The sequence below is a fragment of the Salinibacter sp. 10B genome (genome assembly GCF_002954405.1).
Lineage (GTDB): Bacteria > Bacteroidota > Rhodothermia > Rhodothermales > Salinibacteraceae > Salinibacter.
In genome coordinates, this window is record NZ_MQWC01000004.1 from 1,714,388 (window position 1) to 1,735,113 (window position 20,726).

General features: G+C 60.9%; 12 protein-coding genes. 7 read left to right on the forward strand and 5 right to left on the reverse strand.

What is annotated here, in order from left to right; genetic code table 11:
• Nucleotides 1–18 precede the first annotated feature (18 nt).
• The 4 genes from BSZ35_RS07260 to BSZ35_RS07275 all read left to right on the forward strand — a co-directional run bounded on the left by BSZ35_RS07260 (nt 19) and on the right by BSZ35_RS07275 (nt 5,020).
• Nucleotides 19–1,104 (forward strand): DUF3667 domain-containing protein, encoded by a 1,086-nt coding sequence (locus BSZ35_RS07260; protein WP_105011810.1) that lies wholly within the window; start codon nt 19–21, stop codon nt 1,102–1,104.
• Nucleotides 1,105–1,143: 39 nt separating this feature from the next.
• Nucleotides 1,144–1,836 carry a hypothetical protein gene (locus tag BSZ35_RS07265; RefSeq protein WP_105011811.1) on the forward strand — a complete coding sequence of 231 codons (693 nt, stop codon included), beginning with the start codon at nt 1,144–1,146 and terminating at the stop codon, nt 1,834–1,836.
• 240 nt (nt 1,837–2,076) lie between these two features.
• The gene (locus tag BSZ35_RS07270; protein ID WP_258096123.1) at nt 2,077–4,557 is read left to right on the forward strand and encodes a TonB-dependent receptor; all 2,481 of its coding nucleotides are present in this window, start codon (nt 2,077–2,079) and stop codon (nt 4,555–4,557) included.
• Between the two features lie 148 nt (nt 4,558–4,705).
• Complete coding sequence (locus BSZ35_RS07275; RefSeq protein ID WP_105011813.1) at nt 4,706–5,020, forward strand: metalloregulator ArsR/SmtB family transcription factor; 315 nt, start codon at nt 4,706–4,708, stop codon at nt 5,018–5,020.
• A gap of 17 nt (nt 5,021–5,037) precedes the next feature.
• Here BSZ35_RS07275 and BSZ35_RS07280 read toward each other — a convergent pair whose 3' ends face one another.
• From BSZ35_RS07280 to BSZ35_RS07295, 4 genes are all read right to left on the reverse strand, one after another.
• Complete coding sequence (locus BSZ35_RS07280) at nt 5,038–5,898, reverse strand: glycoside hydrolase family 16 protein (RefSeq protein ID WP_258096124.1); 861 nt, start codon at nt 5,896–5,898, stop codon at nt 5,038–5,040.
• Between the two features lie 109 nt (nt 5,899–6,007).
• Nucleotides 6,008–8,470, reverse strand: coding sequence for a glycoside hydrolase family 3 N-terminal domain-containing protein (locus BSZ35_RS07285; protein WP_105011815.1), 2,463 nt, complete (start codon nt 8,468–8,470; stop codon nt 6,008–6,010).
• A 477-nt stretch (nt 8,471–8,947) separates the two neighbouring features.
• Entirely contained in the window at nt 8,948–10,930 is a 1,983-nt protein-coding gene (locus BSZ35_RS07290) for a RagB/SusD family nutrient uptake outer membrane protein (RefSeq protein ID WP_105011816.1), read from the reverse strand.
• Between the two features lie 60 nt (nt 10,931–10,990).
• The gene (locus BSZ35_RS07295; RefSeq protein WP_219846604.1) at nt 10,991–14,215 is read right to left on the reverse strand and encodes a TonB-dependent receptor; all 3,225 of its coding nucleotides are present in this window, start codon (nt 14,213–14,215) and stop codon (nt 10,991–10,993) included.
• A gap of 642 nt (nt 14,216–14,857) precedes the next feature.
• Here BSZ35_RS07295 and BSZ35_RS07300 point away from each other — a divergent pair.
• On the forward strand, nt 14,858–16,408 hold the full coding sequence (locus tag BSZ35_RS07300; protein ID WP_105011818.1) for a VCBS repeat-containing protein: 1,551 nt from the start codon (nt 14,858–14,860) through the stop codon (nt 16,406–16,408).
• Between the two features lie 4 nt (nt 16,409–16,412).
• Here BSZ35_RS07300 and BSZ35_RS07305 read toward each other — a convergent pair whose 3' ends face one another.
• Nucleotides 16,413–17,417, reverse strand: coding sequence for a LacI family DNA-binding transcriptional regulator (locus BSZ35_RS07305; RefSeq protein WP_105011819.1), 1,005 nt, complete (start codon nt 17,415–17,417; stop codon nt 16,413–16,415).
• 306 nt (nt 17,418–17,723) lie between these two features.
• Here BSZ35_RS07305 and BSZ35_RS07310 point away from each other — a divergent pair, with 306 nt between their 5' ends.
• Together BSZ35_RS07310 and zapE are read left to right on the forward strand one after the other, a co-directional pair.
• Complete coding sequence (locus BSZ35_RS07310; protein WP_105011820.1) at nt 17,724–19,013, forward strand: MFS transporter; 1,290 nt, start codon at nt 17,724–17,726, stop codon at nt 19,011–19,013.
• Between the two features lie 189 nt (nt 19,014–19,202).
• Nucleotides 19,203–20,222 carry an AFG1/ZapE family ATPase gene (gene zapE / locus BSZ35_RS07315; RefSeq protein WP_105011821.1) on the forward strand — a complete coding sequence of 340 codons (1,020 nt, stop codon included), beginning with the start codon at nt 19,203–19,205 and terminating at the stop codon, nt 20,220–20,222.
• Nucleotides 20,223–20,726 lie beyond the last annotated feature (504 nt).

Genomic DNA, 20,726 nt, shown 5'->3' on the forward strand with positions numbered 1-20,726 from the left:
CTTCTTCCTCGTGTTCGAATGTCTTCTCCCTCGGCAAAGACGCCCTCTCCTGAGCCCTCTACGGCCTCCGAGCCTCTGAACCCCGTCTCCTCTTCCAAGAGCTGTCCGAACTGCGAGGCCCCTCTCTACACTCCGTACTGCGGAACCTGCGGCCAGCGCGCCACGCCCCGCGTGATGCCGCTCTGGCAGGTAGGCAACGAATTTCTTGAGGACCTCTTGGACCTCGACCTGCGCATTGTGAGAACGCTCCCCACTTTTTTCTTCCGGCCCGGCCGGTTGACGATCGAGTACATAGAGGGGCGGCGCCGACGATACATTCGTCCCCTCCGCCTGTACCTGTTCTCCAGTTTCCTCCTCTTCACTGTGCTCGCGTTCACCAACCTGAACGGGCTTTCGTTCTCGTTCGGTCCCGACGCGGAGGCCGTTCAGCAGGACATCGAGGCTGCGCAGCACCGGATCGATTCTCTGCGGACCGCCCTGATTCAGATGCAAGCACGAGGAGCCGTTCCCGCCGACTCGACCGGCTCCCTCGCGGCGATCGAGCAGAACGTGTCGGGGATTGAGGCCGCCCTCGCTCCCTCAGACGCCGCTCTTTCCCGCTCGCAGAACCTACTGGAGATGGTGGTGCCTTCCCCCCGTCGCCCCCCTGCAGACACGCAGGCCAACTCGGCGTCCCCGTCCGCTGTCGAAGCAAAGGTGCTGCGTCTTCTCCATACTCCCCGCGACTTCGTTCGCGACATGATCGACCGGGCCCCCTACCTCATGTTTCTGCTGGTGCCCACCTTCGCCCTGCTCTTAAAGGCACTGTACCTGGGACATAAACGGCTATACCTCGAACACCTCATCTTTGCCCTACACGTGCACGCCCTGGCCTTTATTGCCTTCACTCTTAGCGCCCTGCTCGGAGCCTGGAACGTGGCTCTCTCCCTCGACTGGTGGCTGGCCACCTCGCCCTTTGTTTATCTCTTTCTTGCCCTACGACACGTGTACAAACAATCGCCGCTATCCACTCTCAACAAAATGACGGTCCTACTGATCGCGTACGGAATCATCCTGGTTGGCGCCGTCGTTCTATTGGTCATCTTGACCGTTTCGCTCATGTAGCCTTGCGGTTCGCTGTGTCGCTCGTTGTGCCTCTCTTCCATGCCCTCTGACTCGTCTGTTCTCTCGGCTCCTCAGGTAGAGGCCCCACCCGGCGTCGGGCTCACCATTGCCGTCATCGTGAGCTACGTCGTCAACCCGCTTATTCTTCCCCCGCTCGTGTACGGGCTCGTACTGGCCCACGTCGGAGCCTCGGCCGGCGACGTCGCAATCGGGGCGAGCATCGGGGGCGTCTTCCTCGGGATCGTCCCCCTCGCCCATGTTGGATGGATGCGAGCACGGGGCGACATCGGGTCGCTCGAGATTCGGGATCGGAGCAAGCGAACTGAACCGTTTCTCGTCGTCCTCGGGGCCACACTTGCAGCTCTTCTTCTGGTGAGTGCAGTGGAAGTGCACGGTCAACTCCTGCTGGCCGCTCTGCTTGCCTGTCACCTCCTCAACACAATCCTGCTCATGGGCATCACGCAGTGGTGGAAAATATCGATCCACTGCGCTTCGGTGGCGGGCGCAGTGGGCACACTGGCCTTCGTACACGTCCACGTACCGGGCTCTCTGATGAACGCCTCTCTTCTTGGTGGCACAGTGCTGGGAACCGGAGGCATCCTCGTGCCCCTCCTTCTATGGGCCCGTGTCCGTAGCCGCGCCCATACGCTGGGGCAGGCCACCGCCGGCACCCTCTTGGGCCTGGTGGCCCCCTACGCTGAGCTCTCCATTCTAACGTCCCTAGGGCTGTAGGGCCTTGTCGAGGTCCTCCGTCGAAGGCCCCGCTCGTTCAAAATTCCTGTGGCAAATCGCGTCGCGTCTCCCCTGTTCAACCGGAACTTTCGCAGGGGGCCCCGGCGTTTGGCGACTCTGTTGTTGCCGCGTGCTCTGATGTGCGCAGGGTCATCGTCCCCCTCTCCTCTCCCAACGTCACACTACGTACCTGCCCGATACTGCTACGCCGCCTGCTGTTCTCACAACGCGCCTTTGATTGTGCCGCGTTCGCTTGCTTCGTTTCTCCTCGGTGCGTGCCTCGCCCTCCTCGTCCTGCCCGTACAGGCCCAGCGGTGGGGCACCGTACAGGGCACCGTTACCGACTCGGCCGACGGCACACCGCTCCCAGGCGTGACGGTGATCGTGCAGGACACCGACTTTGGCACTGCAACGACCCCGAGCGGGCGCTACTCGCTTCGCCTCCCCACTGGCCGATACGCCCTGCGGTTCTCCTCGGTTGGCTTCACCACTCGCGTCGACTCGGTTCGTGTGACGGACGAGGAGCAGGGACCGACCACGCTGAACGTGACCCTCGCCTCCAGCATCACGGAGATGGACGGGCTCACCGTTACCGACACCCGCGTGCAACAGGAAACCGGGGTGTATGAAATCGACCCGAAGGACGTGCAGAACATCCCGACGCCGTTCAAGGACGGCTTTCGCGCACTCAAGACGGTGCCCGGCGTCGCCACAAATAATGAATTGTCGCAGCAATACTCCGTCCGCGGCGGCGGCTACAACGAAAACCTGATCTTCATCAACGGCTTTGAGGTGTTCATGCCCTTTCGGGCGCGGCAAGGGGAGCAGGAAGGATTGGGGCTGTTGAATCCCGACATGGCGACGGACATCACCTTTTACACAGGAGGATTCCCCCCGCGCTACGGAGGCAAGCTCTCGTCGGCCCTTGACGTGCAGTACGCCCAGCCCGAGGAGCAATCGCTCTCCGGATCGGCATCCCTCTCCACGCTCGACGCCAGCGTGCATGCACAGTCCTCCGCCCTCGACGGCGACCTGGGGTGGGCCGTCGGCGCCCGCCGTGCACAGCCTGGGCAGTTCTTCAATACGCAGGACCTGAAGGGCGAGTACGACCCCCGTTTTCAGGACGTGCAGGGGAGCCTCGTGTATCGTCTCTCAGACCGAACGTCGGTCGAGGCCCTCGGCATCTGGGCGGACCACGTCTTTCGGCTGGAGCCGCGGGAGCGCACAACCTACTACGGGGTCATCAGTCTTCAGGACCCGAGCGCTTCGGACTTTCAAGCGCTCCGAACGAGCTTCAACGGAAAGCGGACGGACGGGTATACGACAACGCTCGGGGGACTTCGCCTGAACACCGATCTGTCGGAGCGGATCTCCATCGAACACGACATTTCATACTTCGGCACCCGAGAAACGGAATCGTTTGACGTCACAAGCAAGGGAAGAATCTGCGAGGTTTCTCCAACGGCCGGAGACACCCCCGACAACTGCACGCGGACCGTTACGAACGTAGAGCGCATTCGCTTTGCGGACAATCTCGTGGACGTAGAGCGCCTGACCGGTAGCGGACACTACCGATGGGTACTGGACCGCCACGTACTGGAGGGGGGATGGAGCGCCCGACGCATGCACTTCGACGACCGCCTGAACGAGGAGAATGCTCTCGTGATTAACGACCCGGACGTCAACATCGACCGCATCGTCGTCGACGACCTCAAGGATCAGGCCACCTTCAACGAACATCAGCTGGGCTTCTACCTGCAGGATGCCGTCGACCTGCTCTCCACCCGCGATCGAATGGTCGTGACGGGCGGCCTCCGCTCCGACTACTACTCATTCAACAACGAATGGACGATCTCCCCCCGCCTCTCGGCTCGTTTCAAGTACAACGAGCGCCTGTCCCTGAACGGCTCTTGGGGCATCTACTCCCAGCAACCCGCGTACCGGGAACTTCGGGGCACGCCCCAGGGAGACGACACAATCGACGATATCCTCAATCGCGACCTCCAGTCGCAGCGGTCGATGCAGATCGTAGCGGGCGGCGAGTACTTCTTTCCTGAGAGTCGCCTCTACCTCCGGGCGGAGGCGTACTACAAGGATCTGAACAACATTATCTCCTACACGATCGAAGATATTCGCGTCAACTACTCGGGCGAGAACGACGCCTACGGCTACACCTACGGGCTGGATCTCCAGCTTCGGGGAGAGTTCGTGCCGGGGCTCAAAAGCTGGTTCAACTACAGCTTTATGGTGGCCCGGGAAAACTTTAAGCAAGAGTTCCAGGATTCGAACACGCAGGGCTGGATGCCGCGCCCTACCGATCAGCGCCACACCTTTTCGGCGTTCGTGCAGGACTACGTGCCGGGCGACAAGTCGTGGAAGCTGCACCTGCGTCTCTTGTATGGAAGCGGACTGCCGTACACCACCGTCAATCCAGAACAGGGAACCGACGATCGCGTCCAGCAACGGGTGCCCGGGGAACGGATGGCCCAGCGCCTTCCGGCCTACCGGCGCGTGGACGTCGGGGCGACCAAAGAGCTTGAATTGGCCGAGAAGGGCCTCTCCGAACCGGTGACCCTCGACCTGACGCTAGAGGTACTCAACCTCTTCGACATGGACAATACCGTTGCCTACAGCTGGGCGGGCGCCGGGGCCAACATTACCCGCATTCCCAAACGCCTTACGCCTCGCACCCTCAACGCCCGGCTCCGCCTCACCTTTTAGCGGGCGAGCGCGTTCTCCACCAATCGTGCCCCTGTACATTCGCGGCTGGGTCGGATCGAAGCGTGATCCGTGACGCCTGGACGAGGACACGCGGGACCGCACGTCCGCTCTCTCAATTCACACATCACGATTCACGCATCACGCCCCCATGCCCGCTCTCGTCCCCCCCGACCAGCGTGAGGCCGTGGCCGAGCGCTTTCGCCTGCTGGGCGAACCGGTGCGCCTGGAGATCCTCAATGTCCTCCACACCCAGGGCGAGATGGGCGTGAGCGACCTCGTCGAGGCAACGGGCCAACGGCAGGCCAACGTGAGCAAGCACCTGAGTCGCATGGCCGAAGCCGACCTCCTCACGCGGCGGCGCGACGGGGTACACGTCTACTACTCTATCACCGACCCGACGCTCACCGCCCTCTGCCAACTCGTGCGCGGCCGCCTGAACGGTGCGCTCGACGACACAGGTTGAGGCTCGGCATTGTCGTCTCACGAATCCGAAGGGCTCGGCTCAACCTCTCCTTCGGGTTTATACACCCGAACGTAGTCCACCACCATGCGCTCCGGCCAAATGTCGTCGGCCACGCCTTCCGCCCCGCCCCAGCCCCCGCCCACTGCCACGTTTAGGATGAGGTGGAAATCGTGATTGAAGGGCCACTTCGTGTAATCGGGCGACGACGGCCGTACAAATCGGAAATACAACTCCCCATCCACGTACGACCGGATCTCGTCCGGCGTCCACTCCACCGCATAAACGTGAAACGCGGATGTCGCATCCGGCACGTCCATGGAACGCCCCCGCTGGGTGCCCTTCACGTGATTGTACGCTTTGGTATGAACGGTGCTGTGAACGACGTTGGGATCGTGCCCCACGTGCTCCATGATGTCGATCTCGCCGTTGTCGGGCCAGTACTGATCGCCGTACGTGTCCTGGGACGCCAGTAACCAGACCGCCGGCCAGGTGCCCCGTCCGGCAGGAACCCGTGCCCGGATTTCAAAGCGGCCATACGTCCAAGAGGGCTCCGAATTGAGCCGGGCCGACGTGTACGCTCTCCCGTTGTACGACTCCTCGTGTGCCTCAATGATGAGGTGGCCGTCCTCGACCCTAGCATTCTTGCGTCGGGCCTCGGTATAGTACTGGAGCTCCTCGTTCCCCCAGCCGTGCCCCCCAGTTTCGTAGGTCCACTTCGTCGAATCGGGCAGTCCCTCGTCCGCAAACTCGTCGCCCCACACCTGAACCCACTCCGGATCATTGGGCCAGCCGGACGGCTCTCCGTGCGCCCCGCCCCGATCGGGCGTCGAGCCGGCCCCAGTGCACCCCACCACCCCTCCAACGAGAAGAACGAGCACGAACAGAGACCCCCGGTCCCAAAGCGGGATCCCCTCGCTCCAGCCGTCTCCGGGGGGATCTCCTCCGTGCGAGAAAGATGCGTCTTGAAAACCCATTGTGTGGGCGGGGTTATTCTGAAGAGCGAAGCGCAGGAGCCACGTCGCTCGAGAGTCGATCCCCCTCCAACGTCAGTTCCTGTGTCAACGTGTCGACCTCCACGCTAAATCGTCCCGGCTCCACGACGGAGCGTCCCTGCTGATCGATAAATTCTAGGTCCTCGCGGCCCAGTTGAAACGTAAGCGTCTGCATCTCGCCTGGGGCCAGGTCCACCTTCGCGAAGCGACGCAGTTCTTTTACCGAGGGGGTGAGGGACGCCACGTGATCCTGCACGTAGAGCTGTACGACATCTTTTCCGGACCGGTCGCCGGTATTTTCGATCGTCACAGACACAGACAGGGAATCGCCCTGTGCGATGGCATCGGTGCTCCAGGTCGTATCCTCAACGGTGAGGTTGCCGTACTCAAACGTTGTGTACGAAAGGCCCGCGCCGAAGTCGAAGAGCGGCCCTACGGCATCGGCCTGCCCCTGCATGACCTCGGATTGCTGCCCCTCGCCCACCGAGTAGGTGTGGTCGTAGGGCACCGCCCCCACCGGCACGCGCGGGTACGTGACGGGGAGATGCCCCGACGGATTGACCTCGCCATAGAGCACCTCTGCGATGGCCTGGCCTCCTTCTTGAGCTGGATTATAAGCGACGGCCACCGCCGCCGGCGCGTAGGCACTATCCCCAATGACCCGTGGACGCCCTTCAACCAACAGGAGCGCAATTGGAGTATCGGTCTCGCTGGAGACGCGCTCGAGCAATCTCTGCTGGGCTTCCGGCAGTTCAAGACTCCCAATGTTGCCTGGGGTCTCGGCATACGCTCCCTCCCCAAGGGCCATCACCACCACGTCGGACGACTGGGCTGCCGAAACGACCGCCTCAATGTCCTGCACCTCGTCCAGCGTCGTCCCCGGCACGTGCTGCACCTGTCCGTCGCCGGCCTGATTGCGAATGGCCTCTACGATCGTAGGGCGGTCCGGAAACATCTGCTCGGCAAGCCCCTGTCCTTGCCACGTGTACGTCCAGCCGTTGTGGAGGGATTTCATGGAGTTGGCCGTCGGCCCCGTCACGAGCACCTGTTCATCTCCACTCAGGGGGAGGAGATCATTTTCATTGCGAAGCAACGTGACAGACTCGCGCGCCGCCTGAAGCGCAGCCCGTCGATCCGACGCACTGCCCACCTCGTCAGCCAGCTCCATGCCCGCCGTCGGATCTTCGAACAGGCCCAGGGCAAACTTAACTGAGAGAATACGGCGCACGGCCTCGTTGATGCGCGCCTCCGGGACCTCGCCGTCCCGCACGAGGTCGAGCAGGTGGGTGTAGAAAGAGTAGTCCGACGGCACCATGCTCATGTCGACCCCGGCCATGACGGCCTGCTTCGTCGCCTCCCGCTCGGTGGTCGCCGTGTGGTGAAAGTCGACCAGCTTCTTGATGTCGCGCCAGTCGGATACGACAAGCCCCCGAAAGCCCAGCTCCGTCCGCAGTAGGTCCGTCAACAAATAGTGGCTGGCGTGGGCCGGCACGCCGTTCACCTCGCCGGAGTTGACCATGATGCTGAGTGCTCCCGCATCCACCGCTTCGCGAAACGGCGGCAAGAATTTCTCCCGCAGTTCCGATTCGGTGAGACGGGCGGGCGTGCGATCCATGCCTGTCTCCGGCCCCGAGTAGCCGACGTAGTGTTTAAGTGTGGCGGCCACCTTGTCGGGGGCCGATGTGTCGGTTCCCTGATAGCCCCGTACCATCGCCAGTCCCAGCACGTTCGACAGGTACGGATCTTCGCTGAAGGTCTCGTAAAGGCGGGGCCATACCGGCTCCCGCCCCACGTCCAGCACCGGCGAAAAATTCCACGGGATGCCCGAGGCCCGCACGTCGCGTGCCGTGATGGCGGCGGCTTGCTCCACGAGCCGCGGATTCCAGGTGGCCCCCATGCCCAATTGTTGCGGAAAGAGCACTGACTCCTGCGTGTAGTTGGCCCCGTGGACAGCGTCGATGCCGTAAATCACCGGAATCTGTAGACGCGTCTCCTGCGCAGATTCCTGAATGGCGGTGATCGTTTCGTGCCAGTGGTCCAGTGAGTACGCTCCTGCTCCGACATTTAAAATGGAGCCAACGTGATAATCCTGAACGGCTTTTTCGAGCTTCTCGGGATCGATCGTTTCCGGATGCTCTCCCCCCGTCACCATCCCGATTTCAAGCTGAGTCATCTGACCGACCTTCTCTTCAAGGGTCATCCGGGCCAGGACCGAATCGACCCGGCCCTGGACATCGTCCGGCCAGTCGGCCGAGCCCCCAGCCCGATAATGATCGACAAACTCACTACTGGTACGAATGGTGTCGTTGGCAATGCCGAACGGGGCGCCTCCCCATTCCCCCGACGGGCGCAAACCGGTCCCTCCCACGAGAAGGACCAGTCCGAGAAGACAGGCCCCGACAAGGCCTGTCGCCCGAAACGAGAAGAACGCGAGACCAGAAGAGATGTGCTCGTTCATGAGTCCAATGTATCTATCGAAAAAGATGTGTGGGTCGTCTGTGTCTCCGTGAGACCTCCGACCGGCGTATTTCCTTGGTGGAACGCCTCAATGAAACCGATTTCAATCACCGTACGCGAACGAAATTTTCGCTCTATACAAGTCAGGCTGTCCGGGATTACTTCCTCACTTCGTTCGGGGCGCAGCCCTAAACTACTTCCTCACTTCGTTCGGGGCGCAGCCCTAAACTACTTCCTCACTTCGTTCGGGGCGCAGCCCTAAACTACTTCCTCACTTCGTTCGGGGCGCAAAAGAAGCCGTGCCCGCCTCCGCGCTCCTTGTGAGGGGGGCGCTCCGTGCCGAACGCCCATCCCGCCCTCCAAACAACGAAAAGGAGGCCCCAAGGGCCCCCTTTCCGGTTTGGAAACAAGATACATACTCCCTCGCCCGCCCGGCTGGAGCGATCCAGCCGGGAACGGGGAAGGAGGAGCTCCACCTCTAGTATTGCGGGTTTTGCTGCAGAATCTGTTCTCCATCGACGGTACTGATGGAGATCTGCGACTGCGGAATCGGGAAGATTCCGGCCCCACGATAGGTGTCTGAGGGGTCCACGTCCGTAGTCTTCTCTCCCTGATAATCGAAGTACTCGTTCATCCGCGTTTCGGCTCGATCCCATCGGACGAGGTCGTAGAAGCGATGTCCTTCCATCGCCAGCTCGAGCTTCCGCTCGAAGTGGACCTTCCGCAGAGCCCCAACACCGGAGGTGAACTCCGCCATCGTGTACGGCTCGATGTTGTAGTTCGACACCGGGTTCGGATACTCATTCCAGTTGTCGATATTGCCCGCCCCGCCGCCGTTCACGTCTCCAAGGTACATGAACGTGGAGTTGCGATCGGTGCGCACGACCCAGTCGAATGCGCTGGGACTCGTGTCCAGCATATCCGCCTCGTTATCCACCACGGCGAGGGCGTAGGCCTCATTCATGCTGTTGTTCACGTACCCGTTGCTGTTGGCGGCGCGGGTCCGAACGTCGTTCACGTACTGGCGCGCCTGCTCCACCGACCCGTTGCCGGCCTGGAGCTCAGCCTCGGCCGCCATCAGTTTCACGTCCGCGAAGCGCATGGACGGATAGTCGACGCCCGTACCCGGCGCCCAGGAGTTCGGGTTATTGGCGATGTCCGTGTTTGCCCGGCGCCACACGTGCTTCTTCGCCGTATACACTCCGGCATAGCTTTCATCGGCCCGGATGTACCGGGTGCCCGGGTGCGGGCCGTGGTCGTGGAACGGAACGCCGCGGCGCCCGACCGTCCAGTCGAGCCGGGGGTCGAGGCTGGCATTTGTCGCCGGCGTGAATTTATCCGTCGGCGCATCGCCCTGCGTGTTCTTCAGGTACTTGTCCATGCCGTTGAAGGCCGTATTGAAGCCGTCCGGCCTCGGCAGACCGTCACTGTCGGTCTTAAAGGAGTTGACCAGGTCGTAAGAGCCGAGGAAGAAGCCGCAGCACCCGAAGGGCGCAACGCCCTGCGGATAGTTCAGCTTATATCCGGCCCAGGAGTTCGCCATGTCGCCGCTGCCGTCGGTTCCGGTCATCTCCACGGAGAAGATGATCTCCGAGTTGTCGCTTCCCTGCGTGGCGGCGTTGAAGTTCGTGGAGTACTGCTCCTCCAGCGCGTAGGGGACGCCGCTGGCCGTGGCTCCATCCTGGATGATGTTCTGTCCCCCGAGCAGTTCGGGACTTCCGTTGAAGAGGGCCTTTGCCGCTTCCCAGTCTTTCTGATACACGTGCGCCTTCGCGAGGAAGGACGCCGCCGCCCACTTGTTGGCTCGGGCCTGGTCGGGCATTTCCACCGGCAGGTTCTGTGCAGCAAACTGGAGGTCGGCCTCAATCTGCGGCCAGATGATCTCGTTCTCGATGTCGTTGGGCTGGTTGAGATTCTCCGTGGTGTCGGTCACCAGCGGAACGTTCCCGAAGTTCTTCTTCAGGTCGAAGTAGAAGTACGCTCGAAGGAACCGTGCCTCCGCCCGCATGCGGGTAGCCGTTTGCTCCGGAATGCCCTCCGCATTGTCGAGCGCCTGCAACACGCTGTTGGCGCGCGCAACCCCTTCAAACCGGTTTTGCCAGAGGCCGTTGAAGTACCCGTTGGTCGGGGTCCACGTGTGGTCCATCAGGCTGTTGGCCTCCTGCTGGTCCGTGGGCTCCGATCCTTTTTGGGCCACGTCGCTCGCCACCGCGCCGTAGGGCCAGTGGGCGGGGTCGGCCGTCCAGGCCAATCCCCCCGCAATCGCGAGCGTTCCCCCGTCGGTCGGGCTCAGGGCTGAGTATGCCCCAATCAGAAGCGTCTCCACGCCCTTCTCGTTCTCGACGACCCCTCCGCTCAGTGATCCCTTCGGCTCTTCGGAAAGAAAGCTGTCGCAGGAGGTCAGAAGTCCCCCGACCGATAAGGCGACGAGGATGGTGAGTGTTGTCTTCAGGTATGACATATTTATGATCTCAGTATGTGCTCGTATCGTGTACAGTGGGGTGCAGGGGAGAGGAGACCGTTAGAAAGAGAGGTTAACCCCCACCGTAAAGGTCTGCGGTCTCGGATATGCACCTCCGTCGATCCCAAAGTTGGTGCTTCCCGCACCGCCAGAGTTGTCGGCGCTCTGCGTGAAGCCAATGTCCGGATCGAGCCCACTGTAACCAGTGATGGTCAGGAGATTCTCGGCCTGAGCGTATAGCCGCAGGCTTTGGATCCCAGCGTTGCCCACGAGAGACGACGGCAAGGTGTAGCCGAGGCGAACGCTCCGGACGCGGAGGTACGACCCATCCTCCACGAAATACGAGTTCGGCACACCACCCGTAGCAAAGCCGAAGTAGTCGGCCTCCTGAATCGGAGCAGAGACATCGGACATCGTGTCCCCTTCCTCTTGCCAGGAATCGTAGAGCGCGGTCTTGCTCTTCGCGCCCTCAAAGCTGGAGCGGAAGTCGGTCCACCACTTCGTCTGGTTCCAGATTTCCTTTCCTTGCTCCCCGTACAGCTGCATCGAGACGTCGAAGTTGCTGTACGTGAAGTTCAGGTTCAGGCCGTAGGAGAAGTCGGCGTGCGGACTGCCAAGGTGCACGCGGTCCTCATCCGTAATCTGGTTGTCGCCATTCGTATCCACGTAGCGGAAGCGGCCCGGGGCGGCCCCGTCCATGTACGTCGCACTGGAATTTCCGGTCGCCTCCTGTGCCTGAGCATTGGCCTGATCGATCTCCTCCTGGTTCTGCCAGAAACCCTCGATCTTGAACCCATAGAAGGAGGAAATGGGGTGTCCCACCTCATTTCGAATGATGGGCAACCCAAAGCGACGGAAATCCTGACTGAAGAAGTCTTGTCCCTCGGCGATGGACTCGATCTCGTTGTTGTACGTCGTGAACGTCAGGCGTCCACTCAACGAGATGTCGTCGGAGAAGTCCTGAGAGCCCCGAAGGGAGAGGTCGATGCCCCGATTGCGCATGCTCGCCACGTTGCGGAAGGGCGCATCCGCCGCACCGGCCGTCGCGGGCAGTGAGGGGTTGTACAGAAGATCCTCAATACTCTTCTGATAAAAGTCGACCGTACCCTCCAACTGACCGTCCAGGATGGCAAAGTCGACGCCGATGTTGATGTCCTCATTGCGTTCCCACTTCGCATCCGGGTTTCCAATCCGCACCTGCCGGAAGCCCTGCTGGACGCTGTTGTTGGTGCCCCCGATCGCGTAGTACGAGTTGTTGATCGTCCCGCCGTAGAGGGTGTAGGCGTTGTTGGGATCAACGTTCAGCTGATTCCCCATGACGCCGTATCCTCCACGGAGCTTCAGGTCGGTGAGCCACCCGATGTCCTGCAGCGGCCCGAGGTTCGACAACCGCACGCCCGCCGTCGCGGCAGGGAAGGTACCCCACTGATTGTTCAGAAACTTCGACGAGCCGTCGCGTCGAACGGTGAGGCTCAAGAGATACGTGCTGTCGTAGTTGTAGTCGACATTTCCGACAATGGAGAGCAACTGGTTAATGGAGCGGTCGGACCCGTTGATGGTCGTCGTCCCCGATCCCGTCGCCAGCTGCGTGTAGTCCGGATTGAAACTGAAGTATCCCTGTCGCCCCACGGCGTCGAACCGCGTGACGTTCTGAACGGCTTCAGCGGCCGCCAGCACCGTCACGTTGTGATTCTCCGCAAAGGTCCCGTCGTAGGTGACCTGATTAGACCACGTCCAGCTCCGGTCGTTGTAGACCTGCTCGGTGTACGCGTTGGTGGACGTGTTCTCGGAGTTCTCGTACGTCGGATAGGTAAAGTACTTGAAGTACCCCGAGTTGATGTCGGCGCCGAAGTTGGAGCGGGCCGTAAAGTCCTCGAGGAAGTCCACTTCCATAAACACATTTCCGAAGAGGCGCCGATCCTCGTCGTCGTCGGTTCGGGCCCGGTGGCGAATGGCAACCGGATTGGACGCATTTCCGAGACTGGCATTCGCGACGGCCGTTCCGGCGAAGTTCCCCTGGATGTCCCGTACCGGAATAATGGAATGCTGGCGGTACGCCATCCCGAGGGCCTGGCCCTCCTGAAGCGTCCCCGCCTGCAGGTTTTCACTCACCGTAAACGCGAGGTTCTCTCCAATCCGGAAATTATCCGTAATATTGAACTCCGTGTTGGCCCGAATGGAGTACCGTTCGAACGAGGTGTTCATCACGGTTCCCTCCTGGTTCGTGTAGCTCACCGAGGTGAAGTAATTCCCCAGATCGCCGCCGCCGCCCACGCTCAGGTTGTGGGAGGTCTGCATCGCCGGATCGGTGATCTCGTCGAACCAGTTGGTCCCGTCTTGATTCGAGCGTACGTACTGCGTGAAGTTGCCGAGCGCGCCTGGATCCGTGTACTGCGGGTTTACGAAGTAGTCGTCCGTGTTCGGATCCTCCGCCCCGACCGGCTCAAGCCACGTGGGCACTCTCGGCTCGTCGCCGTCGCCCCACACGGTGGAGGACGGGTCCTGGCCGGCGTTCCGCTGGGCCATGAAGACGAGCTCGCCCTGCTCCTGCGGAGACAGAATATCGTACACGTTGCCCGACTCCGGAACCTGGTAGCCAACACTGGCACTGTAGTTGACGGAGACATCCTCGTCACCCCCGCCCTGACTGGTCGTAATCACGACCACGCCGTTGGACGCACGAGCACCATACTGCGAGGCAGCTCCGGCATCCTTCAGTACCTGAAGGGACTCAATGTTCTGCGAGTTTAAGAACGAGATGTCCTGCGTCGGCACCCCGTCGACCACAAACAGTGGCTGGTTGTTGCCGAAGGTGTTGAAGCCGCGAATGTTAATCTGCGGCTCGTCGCCCGGCTGGCCCGACGTCCGAACCGTCACCCCGGCGAGCTGCCCCTGCAGCTGTTCGGTCACCTGCGCGGAGCTTAGCTCCTGCATCTCGCCGACGTCGGCCACATCGACCGATCCCGTGAGGTCGGCGCGACGCTGCTCGCTGTACCCAACCACGACAATTTCCTCACCGGTCAGGGTCGACGGCTGCAGGGTCACGTCAATCGTCGTCCGCCCCTCCACGTCAACGGTTCGCGTATTGAATCCGACGAAGGAAAACTGAAGCGTCGAATTCTCGCTGGGTACCGTGATCTCGTAGCCTCCATCCGCTCCCGTGGTCGTTCCGATTTGCGTTCCCACGACCTGAATGTTTACCCCCGGAAGCGACTCCCCGCTCTCCGCATCGGTGACCGTCCCCGACACTGTGGGACCATCCTGCGCCCGGACGGCACTCGGCACTGTACAAAAGGCAAATAAAACCGCGATCCCGAGGAGCAAGACCCCGCCCCCTCGCGAAGCGGCTTTGAATGAAAGGAAAGGTTGTAATAATTGCTGCATGTCATCGTTGCTGGCTGGAAGAAAACTAGATGGCCCCCGACGAACACGGCGAGGCATTTGTGCAACCGGTTTCAGCAGGAAGAGCCGTCCCGACACGTCCTTGGGACCGGTTCCAAATGTCCTCCGTCCAAAAGGGAATACCTCTTCCGCTTGAGATGGGAAATTCCCGTTTTTATGGACGAAGAATATTCAACCAGGGTGTGAGAAACCGTTTTCAGTTGCACCGCGCTCTAAATGAACGTATGAAGTTACGCAAACTCAACGCTTTATTATAACAATATATGAAGTTTTATCGAACAAAAGGAGGGTAGTGTCATTTTCCGCCCCTCCAGGGTCGGTATTTTCTCCCGGTTCTGCCCCTTCTGCCGTCCGTTTCTCCCCAGTCCAATTTAAACCATCCCTTCCAGTCACTGTAGAGTCCTCACGACTCTGACCCTCAAAGGATCGACGCTTTCATTCCGATGTTACTTTCACTGTCGTGCTTTCTCCATATAGGGTCTTTGACCCGCGAAACCGATTTCTTTTGACTTCTGCTGGAGACCGATGCGCCTGCATTCTCTTCTCTTCCTTCTTTTCCTGCTCTCCTGTACCCAGCCAGATCCCTCCGCCAACGAATCACAAAGCGTGCGGGACGGCCGTCGGCTCGCCAATCAGCATTGCTGGACCTGCCATACGCCGGCCTCTCCTTCCACCCTGGACAAGGAGACGTGGACAAACGGCGTGCTCCCCGCCATGGCCCCAAAGTTGGGCATTCAGGTGATGTGGGACGATAACTACTACAAGCCCGACGCCCGCCCCGACAACACCCCCCGCGACTCGGTCCTCAGCCTGCAAGAATGGCGCAAGATCGTAGCGTACTTTCGTGCCCAGGCCCCCGACTCGGTCACCCTTCCTCCTCCCCCCGCCACCCTGCGCCGCTCTCTTCCGCTCTTCTCCATACGGACACCGCCTCCCAATCGCCGCCGCTCGCCGTCCACGGCAATGGTCGCAATCGACACCGCCCGGCACCGCCTGTACACCAGCACCGTGTCGGCTGGACGTCTGGCCCGGTGGAGCCCGTCGTTTGAGCGCACCCCCCTGGAACTCCCACCACTGAAGGGGGTCGAAACGCAGTTCGTCCGGGACTCGACGGGGGCCCGGCAAGTCGTGTTTACGGGCATCGGTACCATGCGCGCCGTCAACTCTGCCCGCGGACGCGTCGAAAGACTGAACGTGGAAACGGGACGTCACCACACCATTGCCGACCAGTTGCCGCGGCCCGTCTGTGCGCGTCCTGGCGACTTCAATCAGGACGGACGCCGGGACTGGCTGGTCTGCGGCTTCGGCCACGACCGCGGTGGACTCTACCTCTTTGAGCAGCAGCCCGACGGGACGTACCGGAAACGTGTGCTTCGCTCCGTCCCTGGAGCCGTTGACGCCCAGATCGGCGATTTCAACGACGACGGGTGGACGGACGCCATGGTCCTCTTTGGCCACTCGAAGGAAGGCGTCTGGCTCTTTTTGAACGACGGCACAGGCCACTTCGTGCAGAAGAGCGTCGTGCGCTTTCCGCCACACTATGGGTCGTCCAGCCTTCAGGTCGTCGACTTCAACGGCGACGAGCGCCCAGATCTGCTATACACGAGCGGAGACAACGCCGACTACTCCACCATTCTCAAGCCCTTCCACGGCGCGTACATTTACATCAACACCGGAGATTTCCAGTACGAGAAGCGATTCTTCTACCATTTCAATGGAGCCACCGAGGCCGTTGCCCGAGACTTTGACGAGGACGGCGACCTAGACATCGGGATGATCGGGTTTTTTGCCGATCTCCGATCGGACGCCGCGCAGGATTTCGTGTATTTGGAGCAGGATGGCCCCCTGGAATTTACTCCGCATGCCCCCCCTATTGCGCACAAAGGACGATGGATCAGCATGGATGCCGGCGATTACGATGGCGACAACGACGTGGACCTCGTCCTGGGCAATTTCCCTCGACGCTATTCATCCTCACGCCGCACGACCGACTCCACATCTTCTCGTCCTCCCTTCCTCATTCTGGAAAATCAACTCCGGGCCCCCACCCCAACCGACGCCCCGTCGGCCGAATAGGAGATTAGCGCGTGCTCGACGCCCGAATGCGGAGAACCGGATCCAACTGCTTCACCCGGCGTGCCGATTGACCATCGTCCGACGTTTTGATGAGATCGAGGAGCATGGTAATGGCCTCGGAGCCGAGATCCCGCATCCGGGCATCGATCGCCGACAGCGACGGGGTGAAGTACTCGGCGCTCGGGACATCGTCGAACCCAACAATTGCCATATCGTCCGGCACGTGGAGGCCTCGCTCTCGGAGAACACGAACGGCTCCCATCGCCATGTAGTCGTTCGATGCGAACACGGCTGTCGGCCGCGGATCCGCCTCCAGCACTTCACAGATGGCCTCCCCGCCCGACTCCCGCGTGAAGTCGCCGGTCGCAATCCACTCGTCCCGCCCCGACAAACCCGCTTCCGCCATCGCCGAGTGGTATCCGCCCAGACGCTCGCGGGCCTCATAGTTGGCGAGGCTCCCCGTCAGGATCCCAATCCGTTCGTGACCCTGCTCAATGAGATGGCGCGTCGCCATCCGCCCCCCTTCGTGGTTGTCAATCGAGAGCACGTGGAATTGGTGTCCCCCGGGAGCACAGTTTAGGAGTACGACCGGGAGATCGTCCGAAAGGTAGGCCTCAAAGTCCGACGCCGAAAGCTGTGGGAGCATGAGGACGAGGCCGTCCACACGTCCATACATGGAGCGAAGTGCCTGCTGGAGATCCTTGGACGTATGATGAGAACTCGAAAGCAGGAGAAACCGGTCGTGTCGCTGGGCTTCCTCATCGAGGCCCCGAATCACCTCGGGAAAATACTCCCCCGTTAAGTACGGCATCAACACCCCAATCGTCGCCGTCTCTTTGATGCTCAAACTTCGAGCCGTTGCGTTCGGCACGTAGCCCAGTCGCTCGGCGGCGTCGAGAATGCGCTCCCGAGTAGACTCCTCGACAGGCGCTGTATCGTTAAAAACACGGGACACGGTTGCAGGCGATACATCGGCTTCCTCTGCCACCGCTCGGATGGTTGCCGCCATAGCATCGATGGTTTTCGTTTGCCTTCACTGGGCTGAAATCGATTTCATCTATCGCTTGCAGAAAATATTGTTCTCCTTTTTCACCATTACCCCTCGTTTTCTATTTCTTTTGGAAGATAAGAGAGTCGCCGCTCTCCCTCCTCCCCATACTCACATTTCAGATTATTGCAATGGTGAACGAGCCCGAAACGCTCCACTTCGGTTGAAAGCGCTTGTAGAGGAGGGAATCCTTTCTTAACGTATGGGGTCCGGCGTTATTCATGCGATTTCCCACCCTCGCGTTATTCATAGACTCCCTATCCTCTTATGAATCGTACGATTCAGGCTCGCCTCAGCGCGATGATGTTTCTGGAGTTCTTCGTCTGGGGGGCGTGGTACACCACCGTCGCGGTTACGATGACAGCTCACGGCATGGAGGGACTCACCCACTGGCCCTTCACCGTGAACCCCATTGCGGCGCTCGTCGCTCCCTTCTTCGTGGGCCTCGTGGCCGATCGGTACTTTGCCACGCAGCGTGTGCTCGGGGTTCTTCACCTCCTGGGAGCTGCCTTTATGTTTGCGGCTCCGTCCGTCATTGGATACCCCACGATCTTCATCCTGCTCCTGCTGGCGTACAACCTATGCTACATGCCCACCATGAGCCTGGCAAACACGCTGGCGTTCCACAACATGACGGACCAGGAGTCGCAGTTTCCGGTGATCCGCGTCTTTGGAACGATTGGCTGGATCGTCGCCGGGCTGCTCGTCAGCTTTGCCGGAGCCTACTTCGTGCCTGAAGGGGTCATTCCGGAAGAAACGACCTTCCCGCTCTACCTCACGGCAGGTGTAAGTGCCATCTACGGCCTGTACAGCTTCACGCTCCCCCACACTCCTCCCCCCGCCAAGGGCGAAGAGGTGTCCGTCCGGAGCATTGCCGGCATTGATGCCCTGAAGAAGCTTGGAAGCCCCTCGTTCTACGTCTTTCTCGCCAGCTCCTTTCTGATTTCCATTCCCCTGGCGGCGTACTACAACTTCACGCAAACCTTCCTCGCCAACTCGGGCTTTCAGGACGTTGCGGCCGTTCAAACGGTCGGGCAGGCCTCCGAGGTCATCTTCATGCTCCTCATGCCGATTTTCTTCATCCGGCTGGGCGTAAAGTGGATGCTGGGTGTAGGCATGCTCGCGTGGGTCGTCCGCTACGGGCTCTTCGCGCTCGGCGCTCCGGATGCCGTCACGTGGATGATTATCTCCGGCATTGCCCTGCACGGCATCTGCTACGACTTCTTCTTCGTCACCGGGCAGATTTACGTCGACAAGAAGGCAAGCGATGACATTCGGGGACAGGCGCAGGGCCTCATTATCCTCCTCACCTACGGCGCTGGCATGCTGATCGGCGCCCAGCTCGCGGGCTGGCTCTTCAACTTCATCCGCACCGGCGAGCAGCTGTCTCCCGACCAGTGGCTGACCTTCTGGTGGGTCCCGGCCATCTTTGCGGGCATTGTCTTCCTGCTCTTCATGTTCTTCTTCGACGACGAGGTGGAGGTGTCCGACCAGTCCGTCGCCTCCGTGATGGGCGCTGAATCCGAAGAGGAGACAGAAAAAGAACCGGCGGCCTAACAAGCCAGTAGGGAGGTCCCCTCGATTCCAAATTCGTACCTCGGCGGCGGCCTGCTTCACGGCGGGTCGCCGCTTTTTTTGATTCCCGTGGCCTGATTCTCGAAGGAGCGTCGGGCAGCAAACACGTGTCTCTGTGCCGCGTGTCTCTTCTTCGCATATTGCCGTGATCGTCGTCTTCGCGTCCCCGAAATGACGCCTCCCGACCGTTTTCGCTCGGCCACATTCGACACGTATACCCCCATCACGCCCAGCCAGGCCGAGGCCCTAAGCACCGTGCGCTGGTTTACCGCTCGCGTTCTCACCTCCCCGACGCTCTACGAACGGACCAAACGGTTCTTCGGGCTATCGGCTGCGTCGGCGCCGAACGGGCTCTATCTGGTCGGCCCCGCCGGAACGGGCAAAACGCACCTGCTCGCCGCCACCTACCACGCACTCTCCCCTGAGGTGTCCTGCGCCTTTCTGCACTCCAGCACTCTCTTTCGGCAAACGGAGCCCCCGGCCGATTTCGCGCACGCACTGGCCGACCAGCATACGGTCTGCTGTCTCGATGAGGTCGAGATCGACGATCCCGCCAATGAGATGCGCCTCGTGCAGTTCATGAAGACGCTCGCCGCGCGCAACGTCCCCCTCCTGGCCACGAGCAACATTACGCCGGACACGTCCCTGTCGTCTCAGCTCAGCAGCGGTCGCCTGCATCGGTTTCTCCAATCGGAATTTTCGGAGCGGTACCACATCGTGGAGGTGAAGGGCGCGGACTATCGACGGACACAAGACGTTGAGCGGACTGGGGAAGGATGGGTCGGCCCTCCAGAGCATACCCGCCCTGCGATGCAGCAGGCCTACCGGGCAACCGACGATGCCTCCCGCTGGTGGTCGTTCGATGACCTTCGGCGGGCGTCGACCGAAATGTCCCACCCTCGGCTTATCGATACCCTCTCGGCAGTCGACCACCTCTTCATCGCCGACATCTCGATCTCGAACACCGACGACGCATTGCGATTGCTCCGCGTGATCGATGCGCTTTACCTCCGCGAGGACGCCCCTGCACTGTACTTTACAGCGACAGCCGCCCCTGATGCCTGGTTTGCCCCCGATGCCCACGCCGGCGTCGCGCAGGCTGTGGCCGAAAAATTTGCACGAACCGTGTCCCGCATCTATGCTTTGTGCTCGGTCCACACGGTCGACCCCACGCCGTCTGAAGCCTGCTGAGGCCGTTTTTCAGATGAGTCATCTGAGACACTCAGTGCACTCACGTCTGAAGGGGATACCGAGTCCTGCTGCAGACTTCAAATAGGAGGTACAGCGGTGCAATACGCAACTCCCTCTCGTATCGTCGGCGCCGTCAAGGAGGGCACCAGAAGCGTCGTTGGACTCCACCGGCGATACGGACGCCTGCGTCCTACCTGAATAGAGAGAGTTCCCGGAGTTGGTATGAAGCCTCCGCTTTGCCGTATCGAACACGTTTCGAGACGAACCCGCCGCGAGGTGTCCCTCGGGGCGGGGATTCCCAACTCCGACCAAGGGACTCCTTTCGATCCCGACGGTTGCTGTTGCCATCCCGTAGTACCGGCAAGAAACTCATCCCAGATGCCGAGGATGGTTATGCAGTTTGCTGGAAGAGTTTCGAAACGAAAGGGTCACGAGACGTGCCTCGTGGCAGACTTCCGTTTTGAACGGGGACATCGATCCTTCGGAGATGGTATCAGTCCGAAA